Below are 24,480 nucleotides of genomic sequence, written 5' to 3' on the forward strand. Positions count from 1 at the left end.
CGGCGGGGTTCTACTCTGAACCTCGCATGATCGACCGCGAGCAGGTTCTCCACGTCGCGCGCCTGGCGCGCCTGCAGCTGACCGACGCCGAGACCGAGCGGATGGCCGGCGAGCTGTCCTCGATCCTCGACCACATCGAGCGCATCTCCGAGCTCGATCTCGAGGGCGTCGAGCCGACGTCGCACGTCGTCGAGGTGGCCAACGCGCTGCGCGCCGACGTGCCCCGCCCGTGCCTGGACCGCGAGGTCGCGCTCTCCCAGGCGCCCGCGCGCACCGAAGACGGCTTCCTCGTCCCCAGCCCGCAGGCATGATCGACCTGACCGCCAAGCAGCTGGCCGACGCCATCGGCCGGGGCGACGTGTCGGCCGCCGAGGCCTTCGCCGCCTATCGTCAGCGCGCCGCCGCCGACACGCTGAACGCCTACACCTGGGTGGCGCCCGACGACGCGGCGCCCGCCAGCGGCGATGGTCCGCTCAACGGGGTGCCGCTGGCCGTCAAGGACCTGTTCTGCACCGAGGGCGTGCCCAGCCAGTCGGGGTCGAAGATCCTCGAGGGCTACCTGCCGCCCTACACCGCGACGGTCGTCGAGCGCCTCACGGCCGCCGGCGCGCCGCTGCTGGGCAAGACCAACCAGGACGAGTTCGCGATGGGCTCCTCCAACGAGAACTCCGCCTACGGACCGGTGCTCAACCCCTGGGACAACGAGCGCGTCCCCGGTGGCAGCTCGGGCGGCAGCGCCGCCGTGGTGGCCGCCGGCACCGCGCCGTGGGCGCTGGGCACCGACACGGGCGGCTCGATCCGTCAGCCCGCCGCGATGTGCGGCATCGTCGGCCTCAAGCCCACCTACGGCTCGGTCAGCCGCTACGGCATGATCGCCTTCGCCTCGTCGCTGGATCAGGCCGGGCCGCTGACCCGCGACGTGACCGACGCCGCGCTGCTGTACGCGCACATGGTCGGTCGCGACCCCGCCGACTCGACCAGCCTGCAGCACCCCGAGTCGATCGCGCTGCCGACGGGCGAGCGCCTGGACGGGCTGCGCATCGGCGTCCCGCGCGACATGCTCGCCGTCGACGGGGTGGAGGCCGGCGTGACGGCCACCTTCGAGGCGACGCTGGCCACGGCGCAGGCGCTGGGGGCGGAGATCGTCGACATCACGCTGCCGCACGCCGAACACGCGCTGGCCGCCTACTACATCATCGCCCCGGCCGAGGCCTCGTCGAACCTGTCGCGCTTCGACGGCGTCCGCTACGGGCTGCGCCGCGGCGGCGACGAGGGCCTGCTGGCCATGTACACGCACACGCGCCACGACGGCTTCGGCGACGAGGTCAAGCGACGCATCCTGATCGGCACCTACGCGCTGTCCTCCGGCTACTACGACGCCTACTACGGGCGCGCCCAGCAGGTGCGCACGAAGATCGCCGAGGACTTCCACGCCGCGTTCGGCCGCTGCGACCTGATCGCCACGCCGACCGCGCCGACGACGGCGTTCAAGCTGGGCGAGAAGACCGACGACCCGCTGGCCATGTACCTGGGCGACCTGTTCACGATCCCGTTCTCGCTGGCCGGCATCCCGGCCATCTCGATTCCCGCCGGCCTGAGCGACGGCCTGCCCGTGGGCTTCCAGCTCGGCGGCCCGGCGTTCAGCGAGAACCGCATCCTCGACGCGGCCTTCGCGCTGGAGCAGGCGGTCGGCTTCGACGCTCTGGAGATCCGCTGATGCCCACCGAGTACGAACCCGTCATCGGGCTGGAGATCCACGTCCAGCTGAAGACCGCCACGAAGATGTTCTGCTCGTGCGCGCTGAGCTTCGGCGACCCGCCGAACATCCACACCTGCCCGGTCTGCCTGGGCCTGCCGGGCGCGCTGCCGGTGGTCAACGAGCGGGCGATCCACTACGGCCTGATGATCGGCATGGCGGTCGAGTCCGAGCTGGCACCGCGATCGATCTTCCACCGCAAGAACTACTTCTATCCCGACCTGCCCAAGGGCTACCAGATCAGCCAGTTCGATCTGCCCCTGTGCAGCGGCGGCCGCCTGGGCGACGTGCGCATCCATCGCGTGCACCTGGAGGAGGACGCGGCCAAGCTCGTGCACCTCGGTGAGTCCGGTCGCATCCACGGCTCGGAGAACTCCGTCGTCGACTACAACCGCGGCGGCACGCCGCTGGCCGAGATCGTCACCGAGCCCGACGTGCGCTCGGCCGAGCAGGCGCGCGAGTGGCTGCAGCAGCTGCGCGTGACGCTGCGCCAGCTCGGCGTCAGCGACGTGAACATGGAGGAGGGGTCGCTGCGCTGCGACGCCAACATCTCCATCCGCCCGGTCGGCTCGACCGAGCTGGGCACGAAGACCGAGCTGAAGAACATGAACTCGTTCCGCTTCATCGAGCGGGGCATCCACGCCGAGGTCGCGCGCCAGACCGCGCTGCTGCAGGCGGGCGAGCCGGTCGTCCAGGAGACGCTGCACTTCGATCCGCGCACCGAGCGGATCACGTCGCTGCGCTCCAAGGAGGAGGCGCACGACTACCGCTACTTCCCCGAGCCGGACCTCGTGCCGATCTCGATCACGCCGCAGATGCTCCAGAGCGCGCGGGCCGAGGTGCCCGAGCTGCCGGCCGCCCGGGCCGAGCGCTACCGCACCGACCTCGGGCTGGGCGAGGACATCGCCAAGCAGCTGGCCGACCGCGTCGAGCTGGCCGCCTACTTCGAGTCGGTCCTGTCCGTCGACTCGCCCGAGCCGGCGACGGTGGCCAACTGGGTGACCGAGCTGGCCACCCGCCTGGACGAGGGCGACCCCGCCGCCTCGAAGGTCGATCCCGCGGCGCTGGCCGCGCTCGTCGGCCTGCTCAGCGACAAGACGATCACCACCGCGGCCGCGCGTCAGGTGCTGGACAAGCTCGTGGCCGAGGGCGGCGACCCGCAGGCGATCGTCGAGGCCGAGGGCCTGGGCGCGATGGGCGGCGGCGACGAGCTGGCCACCGCCGTCGCCGAGGCGATCGCCGCCAACCCCGACGCGGCCGAGAAGATCCGCGGGGGCAACATGAAGGCGATCGGGCCGATCATCGGCTCGGTCATGAAGGCCACCAAGGGCCGCGCGGACGGAGGCGAGGTCACCCGCCTCGTCCGCGAGCAGCTGGGTCTCTAGCCGCCTAGGAGCGACTGAAGGGCAGCACCTCGGTCAGCCACGCGACCAGGGCGTCGGGGTTGCGGGTCTGCGTGTAGACGAGGCCCGGGCCGGTGAACTCCATGACGAAGCCCTCGCCCGACTTCAGCGTGTTCATGATGCCGCTGGAGGCCTTGCGCGTCGTGAACGACACGGACGGGTCGAAGGCGACGACGTGGCCGGAGTCGATCACCACCGACTCGCCGGCGCCCAGCTGCATCTGGTCCAGGGCGCCGTAGCAGGAGGTCAGCACCTGGCCGCGCCCGCTGGCGTGGATCAGGAAGCCGCCCTCGCCACCGAAGACGTTCTTGAAGCCGCCCCACTTGGTGTCGATCTCGATGCTCGCCTCGGAGGCCAGGTAGCAGCCACGCGTGAGGTTGACGGCGCCGTCGACGGGCAGCGTGATCAGATCGCCGGGCAGGCGCGCGGCGACGTCGACCCAGCCGCCCTGGGAGGGCGCGGTCAGGGTCGTCATGAACAGCGACTCGCCGCCCAGCACGGAGCGCTTGAGGCCCTTCATCAGGCCGCCCTGCATCTTGGCCTCGATCTCCACGCCGGCCGAGGTGGCCGACATGGCCCCGGACTCCGCCTTCAGCTGCTCACCCCCCGACAGCGTGCAGCGGGCGATCGCGAAGCTCGGCGAGTGACGGATGGTGATGTCCATGGCGTGACGCTAACCCTTCTTCTTCAGTGGCGTGATGGTGAACTTGCCGGCCGCGCAGACGGGGCCGTTCTTCCAGGCGGTGGCGGTCTGCGTGGTCTGGTTGGGCGGGATCACGAGCAGGTCGCTGGGCGTGCCCTCGCACGGCCCGTCGGTCGGCTCGCTGCCGGTGGCGATGACGGTCCACTGCAGCTGCGTGACCGCCTGCTGGCCGGGCTTGAGCGTGACCGTGGGCGCGCTGCCGCCGCTGCGCGAGGTTGACGTCGGCAGCTTCTTCCCGCTGCTGGTGGCCAGCTGCAGGCCGACGTAGCCGGCGGTCTGGCAGGTGTGGCCGGAGTGGTTGGTCAGCACGAGCGGCGCGTTGCGCTGGCCGGCGCCCGCGTCGGCCTGTCCGACCTTGGCCGACAGGTCGGCGGTGGTGCACTGCGGCGTCGCGGCGGACACGGCGGACGGGACGAGGGCCAGCGCGCCAAGGGTGGCCGCGGCGGTTGCGGTGAGGGCGATCGGGCGTAGCATCGCTGGACAGCATGCCGAAGCTCATCCGGATGGACCGCACCGGCCACACGACGTTGGCCGAATGGACCGCGACCGACGCGGCCGCGATCGACGTCGCCGTCACCGCGTTCCGCGAGCAGCTGGACCGCGGGTACCTGGCCATGGTCACCACCGGCCCCGGTCACGCCGAGCAGGTGCGCGAGCTCCCGGTCGACGCCGACCTGGTGATCCTGCGCCTGCCGATCAGTGGCGGCTGACGCGTCCGTTGTCGCTTCCGACCCGGATACCGGGTCGGAGCGGACAACGGCGCTTCCGGAGCTCGCGTCGGTCTCCTGGCGGGCGCGGGTCGACGCGCGCCACCTGAACCGGCGCGACGTGCTGTGGACGCTGACCACGGTCGGCCACGTGGTGCCCTTCCTGGCCGCCGCCGTCGTCCTGGTCTGGCTGCAGCCGCTGCTGGTGCCCGTGGCGCTGCTGTGCGCCGCGCACGCCTACGTGATCCCGGCGCTCTACGCCCAGCGCGGCGCCAACGTCGTCAAGCCCCGCCGCCGCGCCGGCGCCGAGCCAGAGCGGGTCGCCGCCGGCCTGCTGGGCGATCTGGTCGGCCACGAGGCGCGCGAGCTGTACGCGCGCACCGGCCTGGTCACCGAGCCGGGCGCGTGGGGGACCTGGGTGATCGGCGAGGCGGGCGCGCTGCTGATCCGCCGCCGCCACCGGGTCGAGTGCTGGTGCGTCCAGGTGCGCGAGCCCGACCTGCCCAGCGCCGATCGCATCGCCCACCTGCTCCTGGCGCTGCGCAGCGACGAGGCCGGCTTCGCCACCGTGGCCAACATGGCCTTCAGCGGCGCCCCGGGGCGCGTGCGGGCCCGCATGCCCAAGCGCCAGCGTGCGGCCCTTCAGTGGGTCAGCGCGTCCTCGAGCGTGAGGATGCGGCGCAGGATGGCCAGCGACGACGCGTACGTGGAGTCCATCCCGAAGTAGGACAGCCCGCGCGCGCCGAGCGTGCGCGCCTGCGTGTACGGGGTGTCCGAGGCGTAGTGGATCACGCCGAAGTCGATCGGCAGCTTGGCGAAGTTCACCGACTCGCCCATCGGATAGCGATCCAGGTCGGCGATCTCGTAGACCGCGTTGCAGAACGGGCCGGCCTCCATCTCGACGACCGTGAACGCCTCGCGGTAGTAGAAGTCCAGGTAGGCGCGGTTCTGCAGGAACGTCGACTTGACCGTCACCGCGCGCTGGTTGTCCAGGCCGGAGCCGAACATCAGCCAGGGCTGGATGTCGTCGAAGCTGAACGCGTTGTCCAGCCAGTACGTCGAGCCCGAGTGCTCGTCGTGGATCACGTTGGAGATCAGCACGTCGCCGACGTCGGCGTTCAGCGTGGCCGCCTTGCCGAGCACGTACACGCCGCGCAGCGTGTCGGTCGACTCGCCGATCTCGCGCAGGATGTTGTAGGCGCCGACCCCCAGCGGGTAGTCGATGTTGACGATCACGCCGTCGAAGCCGCTGAGCGCGGCGGCGTCGACGTCGGCCAGGCGCGGGTCGAGCACCGAGGCGTCCCAGCGCGACGGGTCGATCACCTGGGCGGAGACGCGCACCGCGGTGGAGCTGGGCAGGTGGGTGACGCCGATCTCGCGCTCGTGCGCGCGCCGCTCGGCCCACAGCTCGCCGTCCTCGGGCGCCGCGTCGTAGAACAGCCGCGTGCAGTAGTAGAGGAGGTTGTCCCACGAGCCGCGGGTCTGGCCCGAGCGCAGCTTCTCCAGCTCGGCCCGCAGGTAGCGCGGCCCGTTGGCCTCGACCCAGGCGATGATCTCGTCCTCGCGCAGCCGCGCCGTGCCCGTCACCAGGTTGATCAGCGAGTGCGTGTTGGAGGAGACCAGGTACAGCCGCCGGTCGCCCAGCCCCTGCTCGCGCAGGCAGGTCAGGATCGGCTCCCACCAGCGCCGCGTGACCCGCCCGTAGCCGACCTCGCTGCCGCCCAGCATGCGGATGCGCAGCTCGAGCTCGATCTCGCGGATGGCGTCCAGGAACGCGCCGAGGTCGCCGCTCCAGGCCTCGGCCACGCGGTCCCAGTCGTCGTCCGAGCCGCCGAACTGCTCGGCGCACCAGCTCGGGCGCACCTCCTCGGGCACCTCGGCCAGCTGCGCCGCCTGGTGCAGCTTGTTCCACTCGATCTGGTAGGCGACCAGGGTGGGGATCAGGTCGTCGAGGTCCGAGGACGAGGCGATCAGCACGGCGAGCATGCCCTCGCCGTTGTCGTGCCAGCGCCGGCGCCGCGCGGGCGCCTCGACCGTCTCCCAGGCGTTCAGGTCGCCCAGGCCGGCCCGTTGGAAGGCCTTGGCCTCCTGGCCGAGCACGATCAGCCGGGCCCGCGAGATGGTCCCCGGCAGGCGGTTCAGCGCGTACAGGAACGCGCCCAGGTCCAACGCGTCCGACGCGGCACCGGCATGCAGGCTGGACTCCATCGCCCGGTGGGAGGACTCGAGCACGCGCAGCAGCGTCTCGCCGGAGGAGCGCAGGAGCGTCGAGTAGGTGCGGTGGTAGAGCTCGACCTCGTCGGAGACGCGCTCGGCCAGATCGGTGGGTCGCAGTCGGGGGATCGCCATTGCAGGACATATTGCACCCCGGGGCGCCTCACCGGATCTTCACCTGGACGCTTTGGGTCGGTCCGACACTGTGTCCAGGGCCACCGCGCGAACTCTGGCCTGCAGTCCAAAGCCATCCAGAGCAGGGGACTTCATCATGCTGCGCATGACCGCATCCATCGCCGCCGCCAACCGCCTGGTGCTCGTCGGCCCCGCCCGCGCCGCGCGCGGTCGGGACAGCGCATCGGTCCGCCGCTACCGCCTCGCCCGCCTTCGTGTCGAGGGCACACGCAAGGCCGGCGACTCGCGCTACGCGCACCTGAAGCGCATCTACGACTGATCCGCTGATCTCGCCTTGAGATGGCGCGCGTAGACTCCGCGCCATCATGGAGCAGAGTTCCTCATCGTCATCGTCGTTCCTGAAGCGCGTCCTTGCCGTCATCGTCATCGCGATCGCCGCGTGGCTGCTGATCAAGGTCGTCATCGGGGCCGTCGTCGCCATCGCCTGGATCGCCGCGGTCATCCTCGCGATCGTCGGCGTGGTCTGGGCCATCCGGCAGTTCTGACCGCGCCGTGGCCGGCGGCGCCTTCGTCTTCCTCGCGCTCTGCTGCGGCCTGGCCGGCGGCTGGATCGGCCGCTTCAAGGGATCGTCGTTCTTCGTCTGGTTCCTGATCTGCCTGATCCCGCCGTTCATCGGGCTGATCGCCGTCGTGCTCTACCGCTTCGACAACGCCGAGCCGGACGCCCAGTGCCCCACGTGCGGCAAGCGCGTGAAGTTCTACGACGCGATCTGCACGCGGTGCGGAACCGAGCTCGACCCGGGATACACTGAGCAGTCCGCGCCGGTCGCCGAGCGACCGGCCTGAATCCCGAGTTGGCAGGAAGCAGGAAGGAGGGTTTGCGCATGCGTGCGGTCGATGCCGTCATGGAGTGCCTGAAGGCGGAGGGTGTGGACGTCGTATTCGGCTACCCCGGCGGCGCCAACCTTCCCACCTACGACGCGTTCGTCGACGCGGGCATCAAGCACGTCCTGGTCCGCCACGAGCAGGGCGGCGGCCACGCGGCCGAGGGCTACGCCCGCGCCACCGGCAAGGTCGGCGTCGCGCTGGGCACGTCCGGCCCGGGCGCCACGAACCTGGTCACCGCGATCACCGACGCGATGATGGACTCCACGCCGGTGGTCTTCCTGACCGGCCAGGTGCGCACCGACCTGCTGGGCACCGACGGCTTCCAGGAAGCCGACATGCTCGGCATCACGATGCCGATCGTGAAGCACAGCTTCATGATCCAGCACCCCAACGAGATCCCGCGGGCGATCCACGAGGCCTTCCACATCGCCCGCACCGGCCGCCCCGGCCCGGTGGTCATCGACATCCCGACCGACCTGTCGCGGGCCGAGATCGACTACGAGCCGGTCACCGACGTGCAGCTGCCCGGCTACCAGCCGACGTTCGACGGCAACCAGAAGCAGATCCGCCAGGCCGCCAAGGCGCTGGCCAGCGCCCGGCGCCCGGTCATCTACGCCGGCGGCGGCGTCGTGAACGCCAACGCGTCGGAGGAGCTGACCGCGTTGGTGCGGGCCGACCGCTTCCCGATCACCTGCACGCTGATGGGCCTGGGCGCGTACCCCGCACCGGACCCGCAGTGGCTGGGGATGCTGGGCATGCACGGCACGCGCACGGCCAACTACGCCATCGACGAGGCCGACCTGGTCTGCTGCATCGGCGCCCGCTTCGACGACCGCGTCACCGGCAAGCTCAGCGAGTTCGCCCCGCGCGCGAAGTTCATCCACATCGACGTCGATCCGGCCGAGATCTCCAAGAACGTGCCGGCGCACATCCCGATCGTCGGCGACGCGAAGAACGTGCTGACCAAGCTGGTGGCCGAGTACCGCTCGCTGGAGCCGGATCCCCGGCGCCTGGAGGAGTGGTGGCAGCGCATCGACGCGTGGCAGGAGCGCCACCCGCTGCGCTACGACGACAGCACCGACGACGAGATCAAGCCGCAGTTCATGATCCAGGCGCTGTACGAGGCGACCGGCGGCGACGCGATCGTCGTCTCCGACGTCGGTCAGCACCAGATGTGGACGGCGCAGTACTACGACTTCGACAAGCCGCGCCGCTGGATCAACTCCGGCGGCCTGGGCACCATGGGCTACGGCCTGCCCGCGGCGATGGGCGCGGCCGTCGGCCAGCCCGACGCGACCGTGGTCTGCATCACCGGCGATGGCGGCGTGCAGATGAACGCCCAGGAGCTGGCCACCTGCGCGCAGAACGGCATCCCGATCAAGGTCTTCATCATGAACAACGGCTACCTGGGCATGGTCCGCCAGTGGCAGGAGCTGTTCTGGGATCGCCGCTACAGCCACGTCGACATGGGCGAGTTCCCCGACTTCGTCAAGCTCGCCGAGGCCTACGGGGCCACGGGCCTGCGTCTGACCGACAAGGGCACGCTGGTCGAGGACATGAAGGCCGCGCTGGCCATCGACGGCCCGGTGGTCGTCGACGTGCGCGTGACCAAGGAAGAGAACGTGTTCCCGATGATCGCGCCGGGCGCCGCCGCGCGCGAGATGGTGGGGTGAGCAGGGTCATGGGCGAGCCGGGAACCAAGGAGCTGCTGAGCCTCGAGGACCTGGAGGCGTCGGTCGCGATGCGCTCCGGGCGCAAGCACACGCTGTCGATCCTCGTGGAGAACAAGCCGGGCGTGCTGACGCGCATCGCCGGCCTGTTCGCGCGCCGCGGCTTCAACATCGACACGCTGACCGTCGGCCCGACCGACGACGCGCGCATCTCGCGCATCACGCTGACGCTCGATGGCGCGGTCCACCCGATCGATCAGGTCACCAAGCAGCTGCACAAGCTGATCAACGTGCTGAAGATCCGCGACCTCGATCCGGCCGACACGGTCGCCCGCGAGCTCGTGCTCTTCAAGGTCTCCGCCGACGGCGCTCAACGCGCCGAGGTCATGCAGATCTGCGAGATCTTCCGCGGCAAGGTCGTCGACGTGACCAAGCGCTCGCTGACCATCGAGGTCACGGGCACGACGGACAAGATCGAGGCCTTCGAGCGGATGGTCCGCCCGTTCGGCCTGGTCGAGATGATGCGCACCGGCGAGATCGCCATCGCCCGAGGGCGCGGCGAGACCTGAGAGAGAACGCAAGGGGGGCCCGCCTCCCCGCGGCAGCGGCTACCGCGCCCTCCTTGCGGCTCGTGGGCCGCGGTCGGCACCCCGAGCCAGCCACACGGTCGCGCCGAGCGACACGAGGCAGGCCACAGATAGCGCGGTGAAGCCGGACTCGAACGAGCCCGTGGCGTCCTTGACGGCCCCGAGCACGTAGACGAACGTGAAGCCGCCGATGTTGGCGAAGAAGTTGCCGAAGCCGCTGACCAGGCCGGCAGAGCGCAGGCCGAACATCTCGACGGGCACGGCGAACAGCGGGCCGAAGTAGAGCTGCATCACGGTCGCGTTGACGGCGATGACGGCCAGCAGCAGGCCGATGCCGTGCACCCGCGGCAGCAGCAGGGTGGTGGCGGCGAGCACGATCATGGCGCCGCCGATCACCGCCAGCGGGCGCCCGAGCCGATCGGACAGGTAGCCGCCCAGGAAGTTCGACGGGGCGGTCAGCGCCGCGCTCATGGCCACGACCGCCCCGGCCGTCTGCAGCGAGTAGCCGCGCTCGTCGACGATGAACGTGGGCAGCCACACGTTGACGCCGAAGACGACGGCCAGGCGCACGTACTGGATCACCGCCAGCGCCCACATGGCGTGCTCGCGCAGGACCTGCAGCGCCTCGCGCAGCGGCACGTGCGGCGGCCGCGGCGCCGGCGGACGGTTGCGGGTGCGCAGCCAGAACAGCGTCAGCACGATCAGCCCGATGCCCGAGAAGCAGGCGAACAGGCCGCGCCAGCCCAGCGTGGGCTCCAGCAGCGGCCCGAGCAGGCTCAGGAAGATGTTGCTGGAGAAGCCGCCGGCGATGAACAGCCCCAACGCGGTCGCCCGCCGCTGCGGCCGGAACAGCGCCGTGATCAGGAGCATTCCGGGCGCGAACACCAGCGAGCGGAAGAAGCCCGACAGCGCCTGGTTGGCCACCAGCAGCCCGTAGCTGTCCAGCAGCGAGAAGCTCAGCGCCAGCAGGTTGACGCCGAGCAGGCCGATCATGAACAGCCGGCGCGGGCCGAACCGGTCGGCGAGCAGCCCGGCCGGGATCTGCATGCAGGCGTAGACGAAGATCGAGGCGGCATCCAGCGCGCCGGCCTGCGTGAAGCTGATGCCCAGATCGGAGCGGATCAGCGGCAGGAACAGCGCGACGCCGCCGATCACCAGCGCCTGAGAGCTCTGGGCCAGCACGACGAGCGCGATGTCGGGGACGTTCGAGCGGCGCATGCGGCGCGCAACTATCCTCGATTCGTGCCCGTCGACACCCTGTCGCCCGATCGGTTCGCGCTCTCCACGCGCGACCGCGGACGGCTGGAGAAGCACATCGCGCGGGCGTTGCGCCGGGCCCGCTCGCACGGCGCCGCCCTGGCCGCGATCACCGTGCGCCTGGACGCCGGCGTCGATCCCGCCGCCGTCGTCTTCGCCTCACGCGCCGGCGACGAGCCCGCCTTCGTCTTCGAGCAGCCCGACCGCGACGGCAGCGCGCTGGCCGCCTTGGGCTGCGTGCGCGAGCTGCGCGCGGACGGACCCGATCGCTTCACGCGCGTGGCGGCCGAGTGGCGCGCGCTGATCGCCGACGCGGTGCTCGACGCGCCCGACGGGCCGCCCGGCACGGGCCCCGTGGCCGTCGGCGGCTTCGCTTTCGCCGACGGGGGCGCCGCGGCGCCGCACTGGGCCGGCTTCCCACCCGCGTCGCTGCAGATCCCGGAGGTCTCCCTGCACCGCCGCGCGGGCGAGGTGCGCATGACGCTGTGCGCGCTGGCCACGCCCGACGTGACCGCGCACGACCTGCTGGCCCGGCTGGACGCGCGGCTGGCCGCGCTGCGCCAGGTGCCGCTGCCGCTGCTGGACCCCGAGCCGGCCGGCCGCGTGCAGGTCGCCTCGACGATGCCGCCCGAGCACTACGAGGCGGCGGTCGCGCGCGCGGTCGAGCACATCCGGGCGGGGGAGCTGGCCAAGATCGTCCTGGCCCGGGAGGTGGCCGTGCACGCGCCCGCGCCGCACGACGTGGCCGCCATCCACGGGATCCTGCGCGACGCGTTCCCCTCCTGCTTCGTCTTCGCGGTCAGCCGGGGCGACGCGTCGTTCATCGCGGCCAGCCCCGAGCTGCTGATGCGCCGCGACGGCCTGCGCGTGTCGACGCTCGGCCTGGCCGGCTCGACGCGCCGCTCGGCCGATCCGGCCGTCGACGACCATCTCGGCGAGCAGCTGCTGCGCTCCGACAAGGACCGCGAGGAGCACGCGATCGTCGTGCGGCGCATCGAGCGCTCGCTGCGCCCGCACGCGCTGTGGGTGACCGCCGCGCCCGAGCCGGTCGTCGTGCAGATGGCCAACATCCAGCACCTGGCCACGCCGATCCGGGCCCAGCTCGGCCACCCGGTCAGCGCGCTCGAGCTGGCCGGCGCGCTGCACCCGACCCCGGCGGTGGGCGGCGAGCCGCTGGCCGTGGCGGGCCCGCTGATCCCCGCGCTGGAGGGCCTGGATCGCGGCTGGTACGCGGGACCGGTGGGCTGGGCCGACGCGCACGAGGACGGCGAGTTCTGCGTGGCGCTGCGCAGCGCGCTGGTCCGCGGCCCGCTGGCCCGGTGCTTCGCCGGCGTGGGCGTGGTCGCCGACTCCGATCCGGCCGCCGAGCTGGCCGAGACCGAGACCAAGCTGCAGGCGCTGCTTCCGGTTCTCGCCCTGTGAGCGGAGGGGCTACCCGCACCCCCGGTTGACCGGGTGGCCGCCTTCCCGGTCGCGGCGACCGCGCGTAGCGTCGTCGCCATGCTCCGTCCAGCCCTCACGCTCCTGTCCGCCGGCCTGCTCTCCGCCATGGTGGTGACCGGTTGCGGGGTGCGCTTCGACGACGGCCCGAGCGTCAGCGAGACGCGGGCCGTGCCGGCCTTCGAGCGCGTCAGCGTGCAGGGCTCGGCCGACGTCCACGTGCGCCTCGGCGACCGCGCCGGCGTCGTCGTGCGCGGCGGCCAGGACGCCGTGGACGACGTGCGCACCGAGGTGCGCGACGGCACGCTGGTCATCGGGCGCGACGATCACCACACGGTCAGCTTCGGCGGCCACGAGCTGCGCGTGGACGTCGTCGTGCCGCGCCTGACCTCGGGCGAGGTGCGCGGCTCGGGCGATCTGGATCTCGAGCTCGGCGAGCGCGCGGTGCCGGCGTTGGACCTGTCGATCCAGGGCTCGGGCGACGTCGAGGCGCACGGCCGCGTCCAGACGCTGCACGCCACGGTCAACGGCTCCGGCGATCTGGATCTCGAGGACCTGCGCGCGGCCGAGGCGGCCGTGTCGATCCAGGGCAGCGGTGACGCCGGCGTGTCGGTCGACCGCGCGCTCCAGGCCACGATCGACGGCAGCGGCGACATCGACTACGCGGGCGACCCCGAGGTGCGCTCGACGCTCAACGGCTCGGGCGACCTGAGCCGCAGCGACTGACCGTCACAGCGCGGCGGCCACCGCGTCCCACACGCGGCGGTGCAGCGCGACGTTCTCGCTGCGCACGGTGCGCACGTGCAGCAGGCGGGCGGTCGCGGCCGGCGCGGCGACGGCGTCGCGCAGCGCGCAGACGGTGGCCACCGGGGCGTACTCCAGCCCGTAGAGCGCGGCGATCCGCTCGGGGTCCAGGCCGGTCGGCGTGGCCACGTGGCGCTCGTACACGTCGGCCTGCCCGGGGCTGCCGACGGGGAGGAAGTCGAAGATGCCGCCGCCCGCGTTGTCGATCAGCACGATCGTCAGCGGCGCGCCGCCACGGGTCAGGGCGAGCAGGGCGCTGTGGTCGTAGGCCAGCGCGACGTCGCCGATCAGCAGCGTCGTCGGCGGGCCGCTCGCGGCGACGCCCAGCGCGCTGGCCACCGTCCCGTCGATCCCGTTGGCGCCGCGGTTGCAGAGCACGCGCGGGGCGTCCTCGCGCGCGGCCGTGAACGTCTCCAGGTCACGCACGGGCATCGAGGAGGCGACGAACAGGACGGCGCCGGCGGGCAGCGCCGCGGCCAGGGTGCGGGCCACGAGCGGCTCGTTGAGGGCCTCGCCCCCGAGCGTCGCGCCGATCGCCTCGGCGGCCACCGCGTCGGCGGCGCGCCAGCTGTCCAGCCACGGCCCGCCCTCCCGTCCGAGCCCGCGCTCGGCCAGGTCGGCCGCCGCGTGCAGCAGCGACGCGCCCGGGTCGCCGGTCAGCGAGGCGTGCAGCGTCCCCTCCGGGTCGTGCCACACCGCCTCCGGATCGAAGGCCAGCTGCGGGATCGACGGATCGAGCGCGGCCAGCCAGCCGCGCAGCGGCTTGGAGGTCGGCAGATCGCCCACGCGCAGCACCAGGTCCGGCGTCTGCGCGGCGGCGAAGCGCCCGTCGCGCAGCAGCGCGTCGTAGTGGGCGATCGCGTTGGGCGAGCGGCGCGCGCCCGACAGCGTGTCGGCCAGCAGCGGCGCGCCGGCCGCGTCGGCGAACGCCTCGATCACGTCGGGCAGGTGCGGGTCGCGCTCGCTGCGCCCCGCCACCACGAGGACGCGCGCGTGGTCGATCACCGCGGCGGTCAGCGTGCCGGCGCTGGACGCGGGCGCCGCCGCCGGCCGGGCCAGCCAGGGCGCGCCGCCGGGGCGGCCGGGCTGCGGATCGTCCTCCAGCGGGGCGACGGGCACGAGCGGCTCGCGCAGCGGCACGTCGACGTGGACGGGGCCGGGCCGCCCGGCGGCGCCGCTGGTCGCCCACACGGCCCGGCAGGCCAGCGTGCGGGCGAAGCGCACCGACGCGGGCGTCGCCTCGTGCAGCCCGAGATCGACGTACCAGCGCACCGCGCTGCCGTAGAGCTTGACCTGATCGACGGTCTGGCCGGCGCCGACGTCGCGCAGCTCGGGCGGGCGGTCGGCGGTCAGCACGAGCAGCGGCACCCCGGCCTCGTGGGCCTCGATCACCGCGGGCAGGTACTCCGCCGCGGCGGTGCCCGACGTGCAGGCGATGACCACCGGCCGGCGCGTGGCCTTGGCGATCCCCAGCGCGAAGAACCCCGCCGCGCGCTCGTCGACCTGCGAGTGCGCGCGCAGGCCGGCGGCGCGGGCCAGCGCCAGCACGACCGGGGTCGAGCGCGAGCCCGGGGAGGTGACGGCGTCGGTCACGCCGCAGCGGACGAGCTCGTCGACGAAGGCGCGCAGGAGCAGGTGGCTGTCGGCACGGGCGGACATGGCGGCGACCAGGACTGTAATCGTGTGCTCATGGCCGACCCGCTCGTGCTCTTGCATGGCTTCACGCAGACCTCCGCGGCGTGGGCCGCCACGCGGACCCGGCTGGCCGAATGGGCGCCCGACCTGGAGACGATCGCGCCGGACCTGCGCGGCCACGGCGCCAACGCGGCCGCGCGGCCGATCGACACCGACCAGCTGGTGGCCGACGTGCTCGCGCTGACCCCGGGGCGCTTCGCGCTGGCCGGCTACTCGATGGGCGGGCGGCTGGCGCTGCACGTCGCGCTGGCCGCGCCGCAGCGCATCCGCCGCCTGATCCTCATCTCCACCACCGCGGGCATCCGCAACCCCGAGAAGGCGGCCGCCCGGCGGGCCGACGACGAGGCGCTGGCCGACGACCTCGAGCGCGACGGGATCGAGGCGTTCGCCGACCGCTGGGGCGCGCTGCCGCTGTGGGCCACCCAGGGCGACGCGGCGCGCGCCGCGGCGCGGGCCGAGCGGCTGACCCAGGACCCGGCCGGGCTGGCCGCCTCGCTGCGCGGCTTCGGCACCGGTGCGATGCCCCACGTGTGGGAGCGGCTGGCGCACCTCAACCTGCCGGTGACGATCGTCGTGGGGTCCGAGGACGAGCGCTACCGCGAGATCGCCCGGCGCCTGCACACGCGCATGCCCTGGGCCAAGGTGGTGGTGATCGCCGGCGTCGGGCACGCTCTCCCGCTGGAGGCACCGGGCGCGCTGGCCCGGGCGCTGCGCCCTTGATGCGCAACGGCGCGGTCTCCTTCTGGTACGACCAGATCGGCCTGCCGACGCGCCGCGCGCCGCTGCCCGACGACCGCCGGGCCGACGTGTGCATCGTCGGTGCCGGCTTCACCGGGCTGTGGAGCGCCTACTACCTCAAGCGCGCCCAGCCCGACCTCGACATCGTCGTGCTCGAGCGCGAGTTCGCCGGGTTCGGCGCGTCGGGGCGCAACGGCGGCTGGCTCAGCGACCACCACAACGGTCCGGCCGATCGGCTCTCCCGCGACGCGCTGCGGGGCGCGATCGACGAGGTGATCGCCGTCTGCGCGCGGGAGGGGATCGACGCGGACATCGTCAAGGCGGGTGAGCTGAAGGTGGCCCGCAGCGCCGCCCAGGTCGCTCGTCTGGAGGCGGAGCTGGCCGAGCCGGGCCACGACCTGCTGCCGTTGGACCGGGCCGCGCTGGAGGCGCGCATCCGGGTCGACGGGGCGCAGGCCGGCGCCTGGAACCCGCACTGCGCCCGGGTCCAGCCGGCCAAGCTGGTCCGGGGCCTGGCCGCCGCCGTGGAGCGCCTCGGCGTGACGATCCACGAGTCCACGCCGGTCACGTCGGTCGCCGCGGGGGCCGCGACCACGCCGCGCGGGCGGGTCCAGGCCGCCACGGTGCTCGTCTGCCTGGAGGGGTTCACCGCGTCGTTGGCCGGCCACCAGCGCGACTGGCTGCCGCTCAACTCGGCCATCGTCGTCACCGCGCCGCTGCCCGAGGACGTGTGGGACCAGATCGGCTGGGCCCAACCCGCCGTGCTCGGCGACGAGGCCCACGCCTACATCTACGCGCAGCGCACCGCCGACGGGCGGATCGCCTTCGGTGGCCGGGGCGTGCCCTACCGCTTCGGCTCGCGCACCGACCACAACGGGCAGACCCAGGCGGCCACCGCGCGCCAGCTGATCGAGCTCCTGCACGACTTCTTCCCGGCGGCGACCCCGGTGCCGATCGACCACGCCTGGTGCGGCGTGCTCGGCGTTCCGCGTGACTGGTCGCCGACCGTGCGGCTGGATCGGGCGACCGGTCTGGGGATCGCCGGCGGGTACGTCGGCAACGGCGTCTCGACGACGAACCTGGCCGGGCGCACGCTGGCCGACCTGGTCCTGGAGCGCGACAGCGAGCGGACGGCGCTGCCCTGGGTCGGGCGCACCGCGCGGCGTTGGGAGCCCGAACCGCTGCGCTGGCTGGGGGCGCACCTGGTCTACGGGCTGTACCGGGCCGCCGACCGCCGCGAATCGGCTCGCGCGAGCGGGCGGGACAGCCGTCTGGCCCGGTTGGCCGACCTGGTGTCGGGAAGATGAGCGCAGGCTCCGACGACCTGTCCGTATGTCGAACGACGTTCGAACGGGCATGATCTGCACATGAGCGCCACCGAGCAGGTCACCTTCGGCAACGTCGTGGCCGGCCAGACCGTCACCGCGGTCGCCGGGGCGCTCGAGGACGTGATCAACCCGGCCACCGAGGCGGTGATCGCGCGGGTGCCCCTGGGCGGCGTCGACGACGTCGCCCGCGCCGTCGCCGCCACATCCGCCGCCGCGCGTGACTGGGGCCGCACGACCCCCGCGGATCGCGCCGCCGCGCTGCTCGCGCTGGCCGACCTGCTGGACGCGCACGCCGACGAGCTGACCGACCTGGAGGCCCGCAACGCCGGCAAGCCGCGCGCCGCGGCGGCCGAGGAGATCCCCGCCTGCTCGGACCACCTGCGCTTCTTCGCCGGTGCCGCGCGCGTGCTCGAGGGCAAGGCGGCGGGCGAGTACCTCGACGGCTACACGTCGATGGTGCGCCGCGAGCCGCTGGGCGTCGTCGGGCAGATCACCCCGTGGAACTACCCGCTGGCCATGGCCATCTGGAAGATCGGCCCGGCGCTGGCCGCCGGCAACACGATCGTGCTCAAGCCGTCGGAGCTGACCCCGCTGAGCACGATCCGCCTGGCCGAGCTGGCCGCGCAGGTGCTGCCCGCGGGCGTCCTCAACGTCGTCACCGGGCACGGCGATCCGGTCGGCACGAGCCTGGTCAGGGATCCGGCGATCCGGATGATCTCGCTGACCGGGTCGGTGGGCACCGGCCAGGCGATCGCTCGCGCGGCCGCCGACACGCTGGCCCGCGTGCACCTCGAGCTGGGCGGCAAGGCCCCGGTCGTCGTGCTCGACGACGCCGACCTCGACGCGGTGGCGGCCAACCTGCGCGTCTCCTCGTTCTTCAACGCCGGCCAGGACTGCACCGCCGCCTGCCGGGTGATCGCCACCGACGGCGCCTACGACGGGCTGCTCGAGCGCCTGGTGCCCGCGGTCGAGTCGCTCGTCGTGGGCGACCCGTTCGCCGACGACGTCGAGCTCGGTCCGGTCATCTCCGCCCGCCAGCGCGCGCGCGTGCTCGGCTTCGTGGAGCGCGCCGCCGCGGCGGGCGCGCAGGTGCTGACCGGTGGCCAGGCCACCGGCGAGCGCGGGTTCTTCGTGCAGCCGACGGTCGTCGCCGGCCCCGCGCAGGACAGCGAGATCGTCCAGCGCGAGGTGTTCGGCCCCGTCGTCTCGGTGCAGCGCGCCGCCGACGCCGACCAGGCGCTGGCCTGGGCCAACGACTGCGTCTACGGCCTGTCGTCGTCGATCTGGACGCAGGACGTCACCCAGGCGCTGCGCTTCACGCGCGAGCTGAACTTCGGCTGCGTCTGGGTCAACGACCACATCCCGTTCCTGTCGGAGATGCCGCACGGCGGCTTCGGGCAGTCCGGGTACGGCAAGGACCTGTCGGCGTACTCGCTGGAGGAGTACACCCGCGTCAAGCACGTCATGTTCAACCTGGGGGAGTCATGACCACCACCGCCACGTCGATCTCCCGCGAGCGCATCGCGGAGCTGACCGAGCGCGAGGCCAAGCAGCTGGACGAGCGCACGCCGGGCTCGGGGCGCATGTACGAGCGCGCGCGCCAGCCGCTGGCCGCCGGGGTGGCCTCCAACTACCAGGTGCGCGATCCCTGGCCGATCTACCTGGAGCGCGGCGACGGCCCGAAGGTGTGGGACGTCGACGGCAACGAGCTGTGGGACTTCCACAACGGCTTCGGCTCGATGGTCCAGGGCCACGCGCACCCGGCGATCGGCGCGGCGGTCAACGCCCGCTACGCCCAGGGCACGCACTTCGCCGCGCCGACCGAGGACGCCATCGTCGTGGCCGAGGAGCTCGTGCGCCGTTTCGAGCTTCCGCGCTGGCGCTACACGAACTCCGGCTCGGAGTCGACGATGGACGCGATCCGCATCGCCCGCGCCCTGACCGGCCGCGACGACGTCCTGAAGATCTTCGGCAGCTACCACGGCCACCACGACACGGTGATGGTCTCGATCGGCGTCGAGTACGACAAGATCGGCGACCACGACCACCCGGTGTCGCTGCCCTACGGCGGCGGCATCCCGCAGTCGACCGTCGACCACGTCTTCGCCGTCCACTTCAACGACGCCGAGTCGATGGAGCGCCGGATCGTCGAGCTCGATCGCCAGGGCCGCAAGCCGGCCTGCGTGATCATGGAGGCGGCGATGATGAACCTCGGGGTCGTGCTGCCCGAGGACGGCTACCTGCAGGCCGTGCGCGACATCACCGCCAAGCACGGCATCGTGTTGATCTTCGACGAGGTCAAGACCGGCCTGTGCATCGCCGCGGGCGGTGCCGTCGAGCGCTTCGGCGTCGTGCCCGACATGGTCACGCTGGCCAAGTCCCTGGGCGGCGGGCTGCCCACCGGCGCGATCGGCATGACCGAGGAGGTCGCCGCGATCGTCGAGGACGGGACCGTCTACCAGGTGGGCACCTACAACGGGAACCCGCTGGGCATGGCCAGCGCACGCGCCAGCCTGCTCGAGGTGCTGACCCCCGGGGCCTACGCCCACCTCGACCACCTCAACGACCGGATCGTCGGCGGGTGCCAGGCGGTCGTCGACGAGTTCGAGCTGCCCGGCTACGCGGTCGGCGTCGGCTCCAAGGGCTGCGTGACCTTCGCCCCGGTGAAGGTCATCGACTACGAGACGTTCAAGGAGCACCAGGACGCCGAGCTGGCGGATCTGGCCTGGCTCTACAACGCCAACCGCGGCATCTTCATGACGCCGGGACGCGAGGAGGAGTGGACGCTGTCGGTGACGCATACCGACGAAGCGATCGACGCCTACGTCAGCGTGTTCCGGGAGATGGCCGCCGACCTGCGAGCGTGAGGAACCACCACCGATGAGCCACCAGCTGCTTCAGGACAACGCGCGCGAGCATCTGCTCCTGCACTTCACCAACCACTCGGCCGCCTACGCCGACGACCGCGACCTGCTGGTCATCGAGCGCGGCGAGGGCCCGTACGTGTTCGACACCAAGGGCAACCGCTACGTCGACGCGCTGTCGTCGCTGTTCTGCGCCCAGATCGGCTACTCGTTCGGCGAGGAGATGACGTCGGTCATCGCCGCCCAGATGCAGGCGCTGCCGTTCAACACGAACTGGGCCACCGCGCACCCGCCGGCCATCGAGCTGGCCGACGCGCTGGCCGAGCGCATGCCCGGCCACCTCAACCACGTGTTCTTCACCAACGGCGGCTCGGAGTCCGTCGAGGCGGCCTGGAAGATCGCCCGTGAGCACTTCGTGGCCATCGGCCAGCCGCAGCGCACGAAGGCGATCGCCCGCCGCAACGCCTACCACGGCGTGACGCTGGGCGCGCTGTCCTTCACCGGAGTGCCCGCCTTCAAGGAGCTCTTCGGTCCGTCGCCCGTGGACGTCACCCACGTGGCCAACACGAACGCGTTCCGCGCGCCGGACGGCAACGACCCCGAGGCGTTCTGCGCCCGGCTGCTGGGCGAGCTGCGCGCCACGATCGACGAGCTCGGCGCCGAGAACGTCGCGGTGATCATCGCCGAGCCGGTCCAGAACGCCGGCGGCTGCCTGACCGCGCCCGCGGGCTACTGGCAGGGGCTGCGCGACATCGCCGACGAGATCGGTGCGCTGCTGGTCTCCGACGAGGTCATCTGCGGCTTCGGGCGCCTGGGCGAGTGGCTGGGCATCGAGCGCGAGGGCGTCGTGCCCGACATGGCCACGACGGCCAAGGGCATCACGTCGGCCTACCTGCCGATGGGCGCCGTCATGGTCAGCGACGACGTGGCCGAGTCGCTGCACGGGTCCAACAGCGCGCTGCGCCACGGCATCACGTTCGCCGGTCACCCGGTGTGCGCCGCGGTCGCGCTGCGCAACATCGAGATCTTCGAGCGCGAGGGCCTGCTGCAGAACGTCTACGCGCTGGAGGGCCACCTCGAGGACCAGCTGGCCGGCCTGCGGTCGCTGCCGATCGTCGGCGACACGCGTGGCCGGGGCTTCTTCTGGGCCATCGAGCTGGTCGGCGACGAGGCCAACCGCACGTTCACCAAGGAGGAGCGCGACCGGCTGCTGCGCGGGTTCCTGCCCAAGCGGCTGCTCGAGGCGGGCGTGATCGCCCGCTGCGACGACCGCGGTGACTCGGTGCTGCAGATCGCCCCGCCGCTGATCGCCGACGTGGCGCTGCTCGACGACATCGTCGGGCGCCTGGGCGAGGTGCTGGCCGACGCTGGGGCGTACATGGGCGTGGGCGTCTGAGCCCGTCGGCGATCGTCGTCGGCGCCGGGATCTGCGGTCTCGGCGCTGCGTACGAGCTCTCGCGCCGGGGTGTCGACGTCACGGTGCTCGAGCGGGAGGCGATCGGGGCCGAGCAGTCCGCGGGCCTGGCCCGGATCTTCCGCATCGCCCACATGACCCCGCGCCTGGGCGAGCTGGCCTTCACCGCCCGTGACGGCTGGCGCCGCTGGGAGGCGGAGCTCGGTGCCGGGCGGCTGCTGGGGGAGGAGGGGCTCGTGCTCGCCGGGCCGGAGTCGGCCGACCGGCGGGCGGTGGCGATGGACGCCGTGGGCGCGCCCTGGGAGCCGCTGACCGGCGCACAGATCGCGCAGCGCGTCCCGATCATGGGCGACGCGCACGGGTACGCGTCTGGACTGCTCGATCCGCTGGCCGGCGGGATCCGCGTGCGCCGCACGCTGCAGGCCCTGGCGTCGCGGGTGGACGTGCGGATCGCGGACGTGCGCTCGGTCTCCGCCGACGGCGCCGTCGTCCTGGCTGACGGCTCGTCGCTGAGCGCGGACTGGGTGGTGGTGTGCGCCGGCGTCGACACGCAGCCGCTCGCACTGACCGTGGGCATCGACATGGAGCTGCGCTTCTTCCACCACGTGCGCCTCACCTACACCGGCCCGAACGTGCTCCCGTCGGCCTGCGTGATCGTGGGCGGCAACGGCTACGGCCTGCCGCTGGGCACGACGGGCCGGTTCGCCATGGGCCTGGAGTACTCCACGCAGCACGTCCCGATCGAGGCGATGTCGATGGACGAGTACATCCCGGGCGTCTACGCCCAGCACGCCGAGTGGATCCCACAGCACCTGCCTGGCCTGGATCCGACCCCGGTCGACGAGATCCGCTGCGTGTCGGTGAAGGCGCCCTACCTGGACGCCGACGACGACGGGTTCGCCGCGCGCCGGGCCGGCCGGGTGATCGCCTTCTCGGGGTCGAACCTCATGAAGTTCGGACCGTTGATCGGCGAACGCCTCGCCTCGACGGTCCTCGACTACGAGGCCGAGTCGGTCCATCCGGACCTCGCTGGCTGAACGACGAACGATCGCTCTCGCTGAGCGGGAGCGAGAAACGACTCGCGCCTGTGTGGCGCTCAGCGCGACTGAATGACGGTTCGGCGCCCGGGCGCGGGAGCGAGGCGCAATGTGACGTGCGAATGGCGTCGCCGAACACCCCCGTGCTGCTTTCGGTGCCCGTCGTTCGCCTGCCCCCGCGCTGACGCGGACGGCAGGCGTCAGACTACGCCGCGTGGAGCGCGCGACCGTGGCCGACATCCAGCCGGAGATGACCGTCCGCCAGGCGCTGGCGCTGCCGGTGATGCGCCGCGGCATGCCGCAGGTGCTGGCCGGCCACGACCGGCTCGACCGGCCGATCCGCTGGGTCCACGCCGGCGAGGTGGCGAACATCGCGTCGCTGCTGATCGGCGGCGAGATGCTCCTGACCACGGGCATGGCGATCGGCACGAAGGCGGGCGAGCAGCGCCGCTACGTCGACGGCCTGGCCGAGCAGCAGGTCGCCGCGCTGGTGATCGAGCTGGGGACCGCGTTCTCGGAGATGCCGGGCCCGATCCTCGACGCCGCCCGGCGCAACCACCTGCCGCTCGTCGCGCTGCACCGCGAGATCGCCTTCGTCACGGTGACCGAGGCGGTGCACACCGAGATCGTCTCCTCGCACTACGCGCTGCTGCGTCGCGGCGAGCAGATCCAGCGGCGCCTGACCGGGCTGATGCTCGACGGCCAGGGCATCCCCGAGGTGCTGGCCGCGCTGGCCGCCACGCTGCACGCGCCGGTGTTCCTGGAGGGCCCGGGTGGGCGGCTGCTGTCGCACGCGCCGGCGCCGGACGCCGATCTGGATGCCTTGGACGTGTGGGAGACCAGCCGCCGCGCGCCCGACGGGCCGACGGTCCGGGCCGGCGCGGTGCGCATGGGCGCCCACCAGTCCGACGGCCGCCTGATCGTCGGCGACCTGCGCCCGCCCTTCGACGCGCTGGCCGGGGTGGTCGTCGACCACGCCGCCGACATCGTCGCGCTGGCGCTGCTGCGCGCCCGCCAGGAGGAGGAGCTCGTCGCGCGCGAGCGCGGCTCGTTCCTGGCCAACCTGGCCGACGGGCGGATCGAGGCCGATCACGTCGCCCGCGCCGCCGTCGCCGCTGGGCTGGAGACCGCGCCCGACCTGCTGTTGCCCGTGGCCGCCGAGCTGCGGGCCGGCCTCACCGCCGCGCCCGCCGAGTGGTCGACCGCGCTGCGCGACGCGCGCCAGCGCATGGCCGACCGCGGGCTGCAGGCGGTGGTCGGGCGGCGCACGACGACGAGCACGGTGCTGGCCGTCATCGCGCTGCGGGATGCCGAGCAGCGCGGGCCGGCCGCCGACGACGCCGCGCAGGCGCTGCGCGCCGCCTTCGGCCGGCGCCTGGGCGCGGGCACGGTCACGCTCGCCGTGGGCCGCACGGTGCCCCCGGCCGCCGCCGGCGCCGAGCTGCGCCTGGCCGAGGAGAGCGCGGCCAGCGCCGTGGGGCTGCCCGAGCGCCCCTGGCACGACGTGCCCGCGCTGGAGCTGCGCCGCCTGCTGTGGACCTGGCGCGAGGACGCCGACCTGGCCGCGCTGGTCCAGCGCGTGCTGGGCCCCCTGATGGAGCACGACCGCCAGCGCAAGCTCGTGCTGCTGCCCACGCTGGAGGCGCTGCTGGCCAACGGCGGGCGCAAGGCCGAGACGGCGCGCGCCCTGCACCTCAACCGCCAGGCGCTGTACCACCGGCTGACCCGCATCGAGCAGCTGCTGGGCGTCGACCTGTCCGACGCCGACGTGCTGCTGACGCTGCATGTCGCGCTCTACGCCCGCCAATACGTCGACACCGACTGACGGCCCGCGATAACG

At 72.8% G+C, this 24,480-nt stretch carries 24 protein-coding genes; 19 read left to right on the forward strand and 5 right to left on the reverse strand.

What is annotated here, in order from left to right; all coding sequences use genetic code 11:
* Positions 1-26 precede the first annotated feature (26 nt).
* Genes gatC through gatB form a run of 3 tightly spaced genes read left to right on the forward strand, consistent with a single transcriptional unit; the run spans position 27 to position 3,141 of the window.
* Positions 27-311, forward strand: coding sequence for an Asp-tRNA(Asn)/Glu-tRNA(Gln) amidotransferase subunit GatC (gene gatC, locus ACZ5UI_RS05555; RefSeq protein WP_464195067.1), 285 nt, complete (start codon positions 27-29; stop codon positions 309-311).
* Positions 308-1,717 (forward strand): Asp-tRNA(Asn)/Glu-tRNA(Gln) amidotransferase subunit GatA, encoded by a 1,410-nt coding sequence (gene gatA, locus ACZ5UI_RS05560; RefSeq protein WP_464195069.1) that lies wholly within the window; start codon positions 308-310, stop codon positions 1,715-1,717. Before gatC ends, gatA begins: the two co-directional genes overlap by 4 nt.
* On the forward strand, positions 1,717-3,141 hold the full coding sequence (gatB, locus tag ACZ5UI_RS05565; protein WP_464195073.1) for an Asp-tRNA(Asn)/Glu-tRNA(Gln) amidotransferase subunit GatB: 1,425 nt from the start codon (positions 1,717-1,719) through the stop codon (positions 3,139-3,141). The genes gatA and gatB overlap by 1 nt, the downstream gene beginning before the upstream one ends.
* A gap of 4 nt (positions 3,142-3,145) precedes the next feature.
* On the opposite strand, the gene ACZ5UI_RS05570 is transcribed toward gatB, so the two are convergent.
* Positions 3,146-3,823, reverse strand: coding sequence for a TIGR00266 family protein (locus tag ACZ5UI_RS05570; RefSeq protein ID WP_464195074.1), 678 nt, complete (start codon positions 3,821-3,823; stop codon positions 3,146-3,148).
* A gap of 9 nt (positions 3,824-3,832) precedes the next feature.
* Entirely contained in the window at positions 3,833-4,336 is a 504-nt protein-coding gene (locus ACZ5UI_RS05575; RefSeq protein WP_464195076.1) for a DUF4232 domain-containing protein, read from the reverse strand.
* 11 nt (positions 4,337-4,347) lie between these two features.
* Between ACZ5UI_RS05575 and ACZ5UI_RS05580 the strand changes: the two genes are divergently transcribed.
* A complete protein-coding gene (locus tag ACZ5UI_RS05580; protein WP_464195078.1) occupies positions 4,348-4,572 on the forward strand; it encodes a hypothetical protein in 225 nt (74 codons plus the stop codon).
* A gap of 118 nt (positions 4,573-4,690) precedes the next feature.
* Positions 4,691-5,296, forward strand: coding sequence for a hypothetical protein (locus ACZ5UI_RS05585; RefSeq protein ID WP_464195080.1), 606 nt, complete (start codon positions 4,691-4,693; stop codon positions 5,294-5,296).
* Here ACZ5UI_RS05585 and ACZ5UI_RS05590 read toward each other — a convergent pair.
* The gene (locus ACZ5UI_RS05590; RefSeq protein WP_464195082.1) at positions 5,212-6,918 is read right to left on the reverse strand and encodes a DUF6909 family protein; all 1,707 of its coding nucleotides are present in this window, start codon (positions 6,916-6,918) and stop codon (positions 5,212-5,214) included. The two genes, ACZ5UI_RS05585 and ACZ5UI_RS05590, sit on opposite strands and share 85 nt — an antisense overlap.
* 145 nt (positions 6,919-7,063) lie before the next feature.
* On the opposite strand from ACZ5UI_RS05590, the gene ACZ5UI_RS05595 reads away from it, so the two are divergent.
* The 5 genes from ACZ5UI_RS05595 to ilvN all read left to right on the forward strand — a co-directional run bounded on the left by ACZ5UI_RS05595 (position 7,064) and on the right by ilvN (position 10,045).
* Positions 7,064-7,237, forward strand: coding sequence for a hypothetical protein (locus tag ACZ5UI_RS05595; protein WP_464195084.1), 174 nt, complete (start codon positions 7,064-7,066; stop codon positions 7,235-7,237).
* 46 nt (positions 7,238-7,283) lie between these two features.
* Entirely contained in the window at positions 7,284-7,463 is a 180-nt protein-coding gene (locus ACZ5UI_RS05600) for a hypothetical protein (protein ID WP_464195086.1), read from the forward strand.
* 7 nt (positions 7,464-7,470) lie between these two features.
* Entirely contained in the window at positions 7,471-7,764 is a 294-nt protein-coding gene (locus tag ACZ5UI_RS05605; RefSeq protein ID WP_464195088.1) for a hypothetical protein, read from the forward strand.
* Between the two features lie 38 nt (positions 7,765-7,802).
* The gene (ilvB, locus tag ACZ5UI_RS05610) at positions 7,803-9,479 is read left to right on the forward strand and encodes a biosynthetic-type acetolactate synthase large subunit (RefSeq protein ID WP_464195090.1); all 1,677 of its coding nucleotides are present in this window, start codon (positions 7,803-7,805) and stop codon (positions 9,477-9,479) included.
* 68 nt (positions 9,480-9,547) lie between these two features.
* A complete protein-coding gene (ilvN, locus tag ACZ5UI_RS05615; protein ID WP_464197759.1) occupies positions 9,548-10,045 on the forward strand; it encodes an acetolactate synthase small subunit in 498 nt (165 codons plus the stop codon).
* Positions 10,046-10,084: 39 nt separating this feature from the next.
* On the opposite strand, the gene ACZ5UI_RS05620 is transcribed toward ilvN, so the two are convergent.
* Positions 10,085-11,281, reverse strand: a complete 1,197-nt coding sequence (locus ACZ5UI_RS05620) for an MFS transporter (RefSeq protein ID WP_464195092.1) — start codon at positions 11,279-11,281, stop codon at positions 10,085-10,087.
* A gap of 24 nt (positions 11,282-11,305) precedes the next feature.
* On the opposite strand from ACZ5UI_RS05620, the gene ACZ5UI_RS05625 reads away from it, so the two are divergent.
* Both ACZ5UI_RS05625 and ACZ5UI_RS05630 read left to right on the forward strand, forming a co-directional pair.
* Positions 11,306-12,742, forward strand: coding sequence for an isochorismate synthase (locus ACZ5UI_RS05625; protein WP_464195094.1), 1,437 nt, complete (start codon positions 11,306-11,308; stop codon positions 12,740-12,742).
* 78 nt (positions 12,743-12,820) lie between these two features.
* The gene (locus ACZ5UI_RS05630; protein WP_464195096.1) at positions 12,821-13,486 is read left to right on the forward strand and encodes a head GIN domain-containing protein; all 666 of its coding nucleotides are present in this window, start codon (positions 12,821-12,823) and stop codon (positions 13,484-13,486) included.
* Positions 13,487-13,489: 3 nt separating this feature from the next.
* Here the strand turns inward: ACZ5UI_RS05630 and menD are convergent, their stop codons facing one another.
* The gene (menD, locus tag ACZ5UI_RS05635) at positions 13,490-15,223 is read right to left on the reverse strand and encodes a 2-succinyl-5-enolpyruvyl-6-hydroxy-3-cyclohexene-1-carboxylic-acid synthase (RefSeq protein WP_464195098.1); all 1,734 of its coding nucleotides are present in this window, start codon (positions 15,221-15,223) and stop codon (positions 13,490-13,492) included.
* 30 nt (positions 15,224-15,253) lie between these two features.
* On the opposite strand from menD, the gene ACZ5UI_RS05640 reads away from it, so the two are divergent.
* From ACZ5UI_RS05640 to ACZ5UI_RS05670, 7 genes are all read left to right on the forward strand, one after another.
* Positions 15,254-15,979: an alpha/beta fold hydrolase gene (locus ACZ5UI_RS05640; RefSeq protein ID WP_464195100.1), complete on the forward strand. Its 726-nt coding sequence runs from the start codon at positions 15,254-15,256 to the stop codon at positions 15,977-15,979.
* Positions 15,979-17,304, forward strand: coding sequence for an NAD(P)/FAD-dependent oxidoreductase (locus ACZ5UI_RS05645; protein WP_464195102.1), 1,326 nt, complete (start codon positions 15,979-15,981; stop codon positions 17,302-17,304). Before ACZ5UI_RS05640 ends, ACZ5UI_RS05645 begins: the two co-directional genes overlap by 1 nt.
* 60 nt (positions 17,305-17,364) lie before the next feature.
* Entirely contained in the window at positions 17,365-18,813 is a 1,449-nt protein-coding gene (locus tag ACZ5UI_RS05650) for an aminobutyraldehyde dehydrogenase (RefSeq protein WP_464195104.1), read from the forward strand.
* Entirely contained in the window at positions 18,810-20,192 is a 1,383-nt protein-coding gene (locus ACZ5UI_RS05655; RefSeq protein ID WP_464195106.1) for an aspartate aminotransferase family protein, read from the forward strand. The genes ACZ5UI_RS05650 and ACZ5UI_RS05655 overlap by 4 nt, the downstream gene beginning before the upstream one ends.
* 13 nt (positions 20,193-20,205) lie before the next feature.
* Positions 20,206-21,585 (forward strand): aspartate aminotransferase family protein, encoded by a 1,380-nt coding sequence (locus ACZ5UI_RS05660; protein WP_464195108.1) that lies wholly within the window; start codon positions 20,206-20,208, stop codon positions 21,583-21,585.
* Between the two features lie 29 nt (positions 21,586-21,614).
* The gene (locus ACZ5UI_RS05665; protein ID WP_464197762.1) at positions 21,615-22,640 is read left to right on the forward strand and encodes an NAD(P)/FAD-dependent oxidoreductase; all 1,026 of its coding nucleotides are present in this window, start codon (positions 21,615-21,617) and stop codon (positions 22,638-22,640) included.
* A 214-nt stretch (positions 22,641-22,854) separates the two neighbouring features.
* Positions 22,855-24,465, forward strand: coding sequence for a PucR family transcriptional regulator (locus ACZ5UI_RS05670; protein WP_464195110.1), 1,611 nt, complete (start codon positions 22,855-22,857; stop codon positions 24,463-24,465).
* Positions 24,466-24,480: the final 15 nt, after the last annotated feature.

Source organism: Conexibacter sp. JCM 18997 (assembly GCF_055391915.1).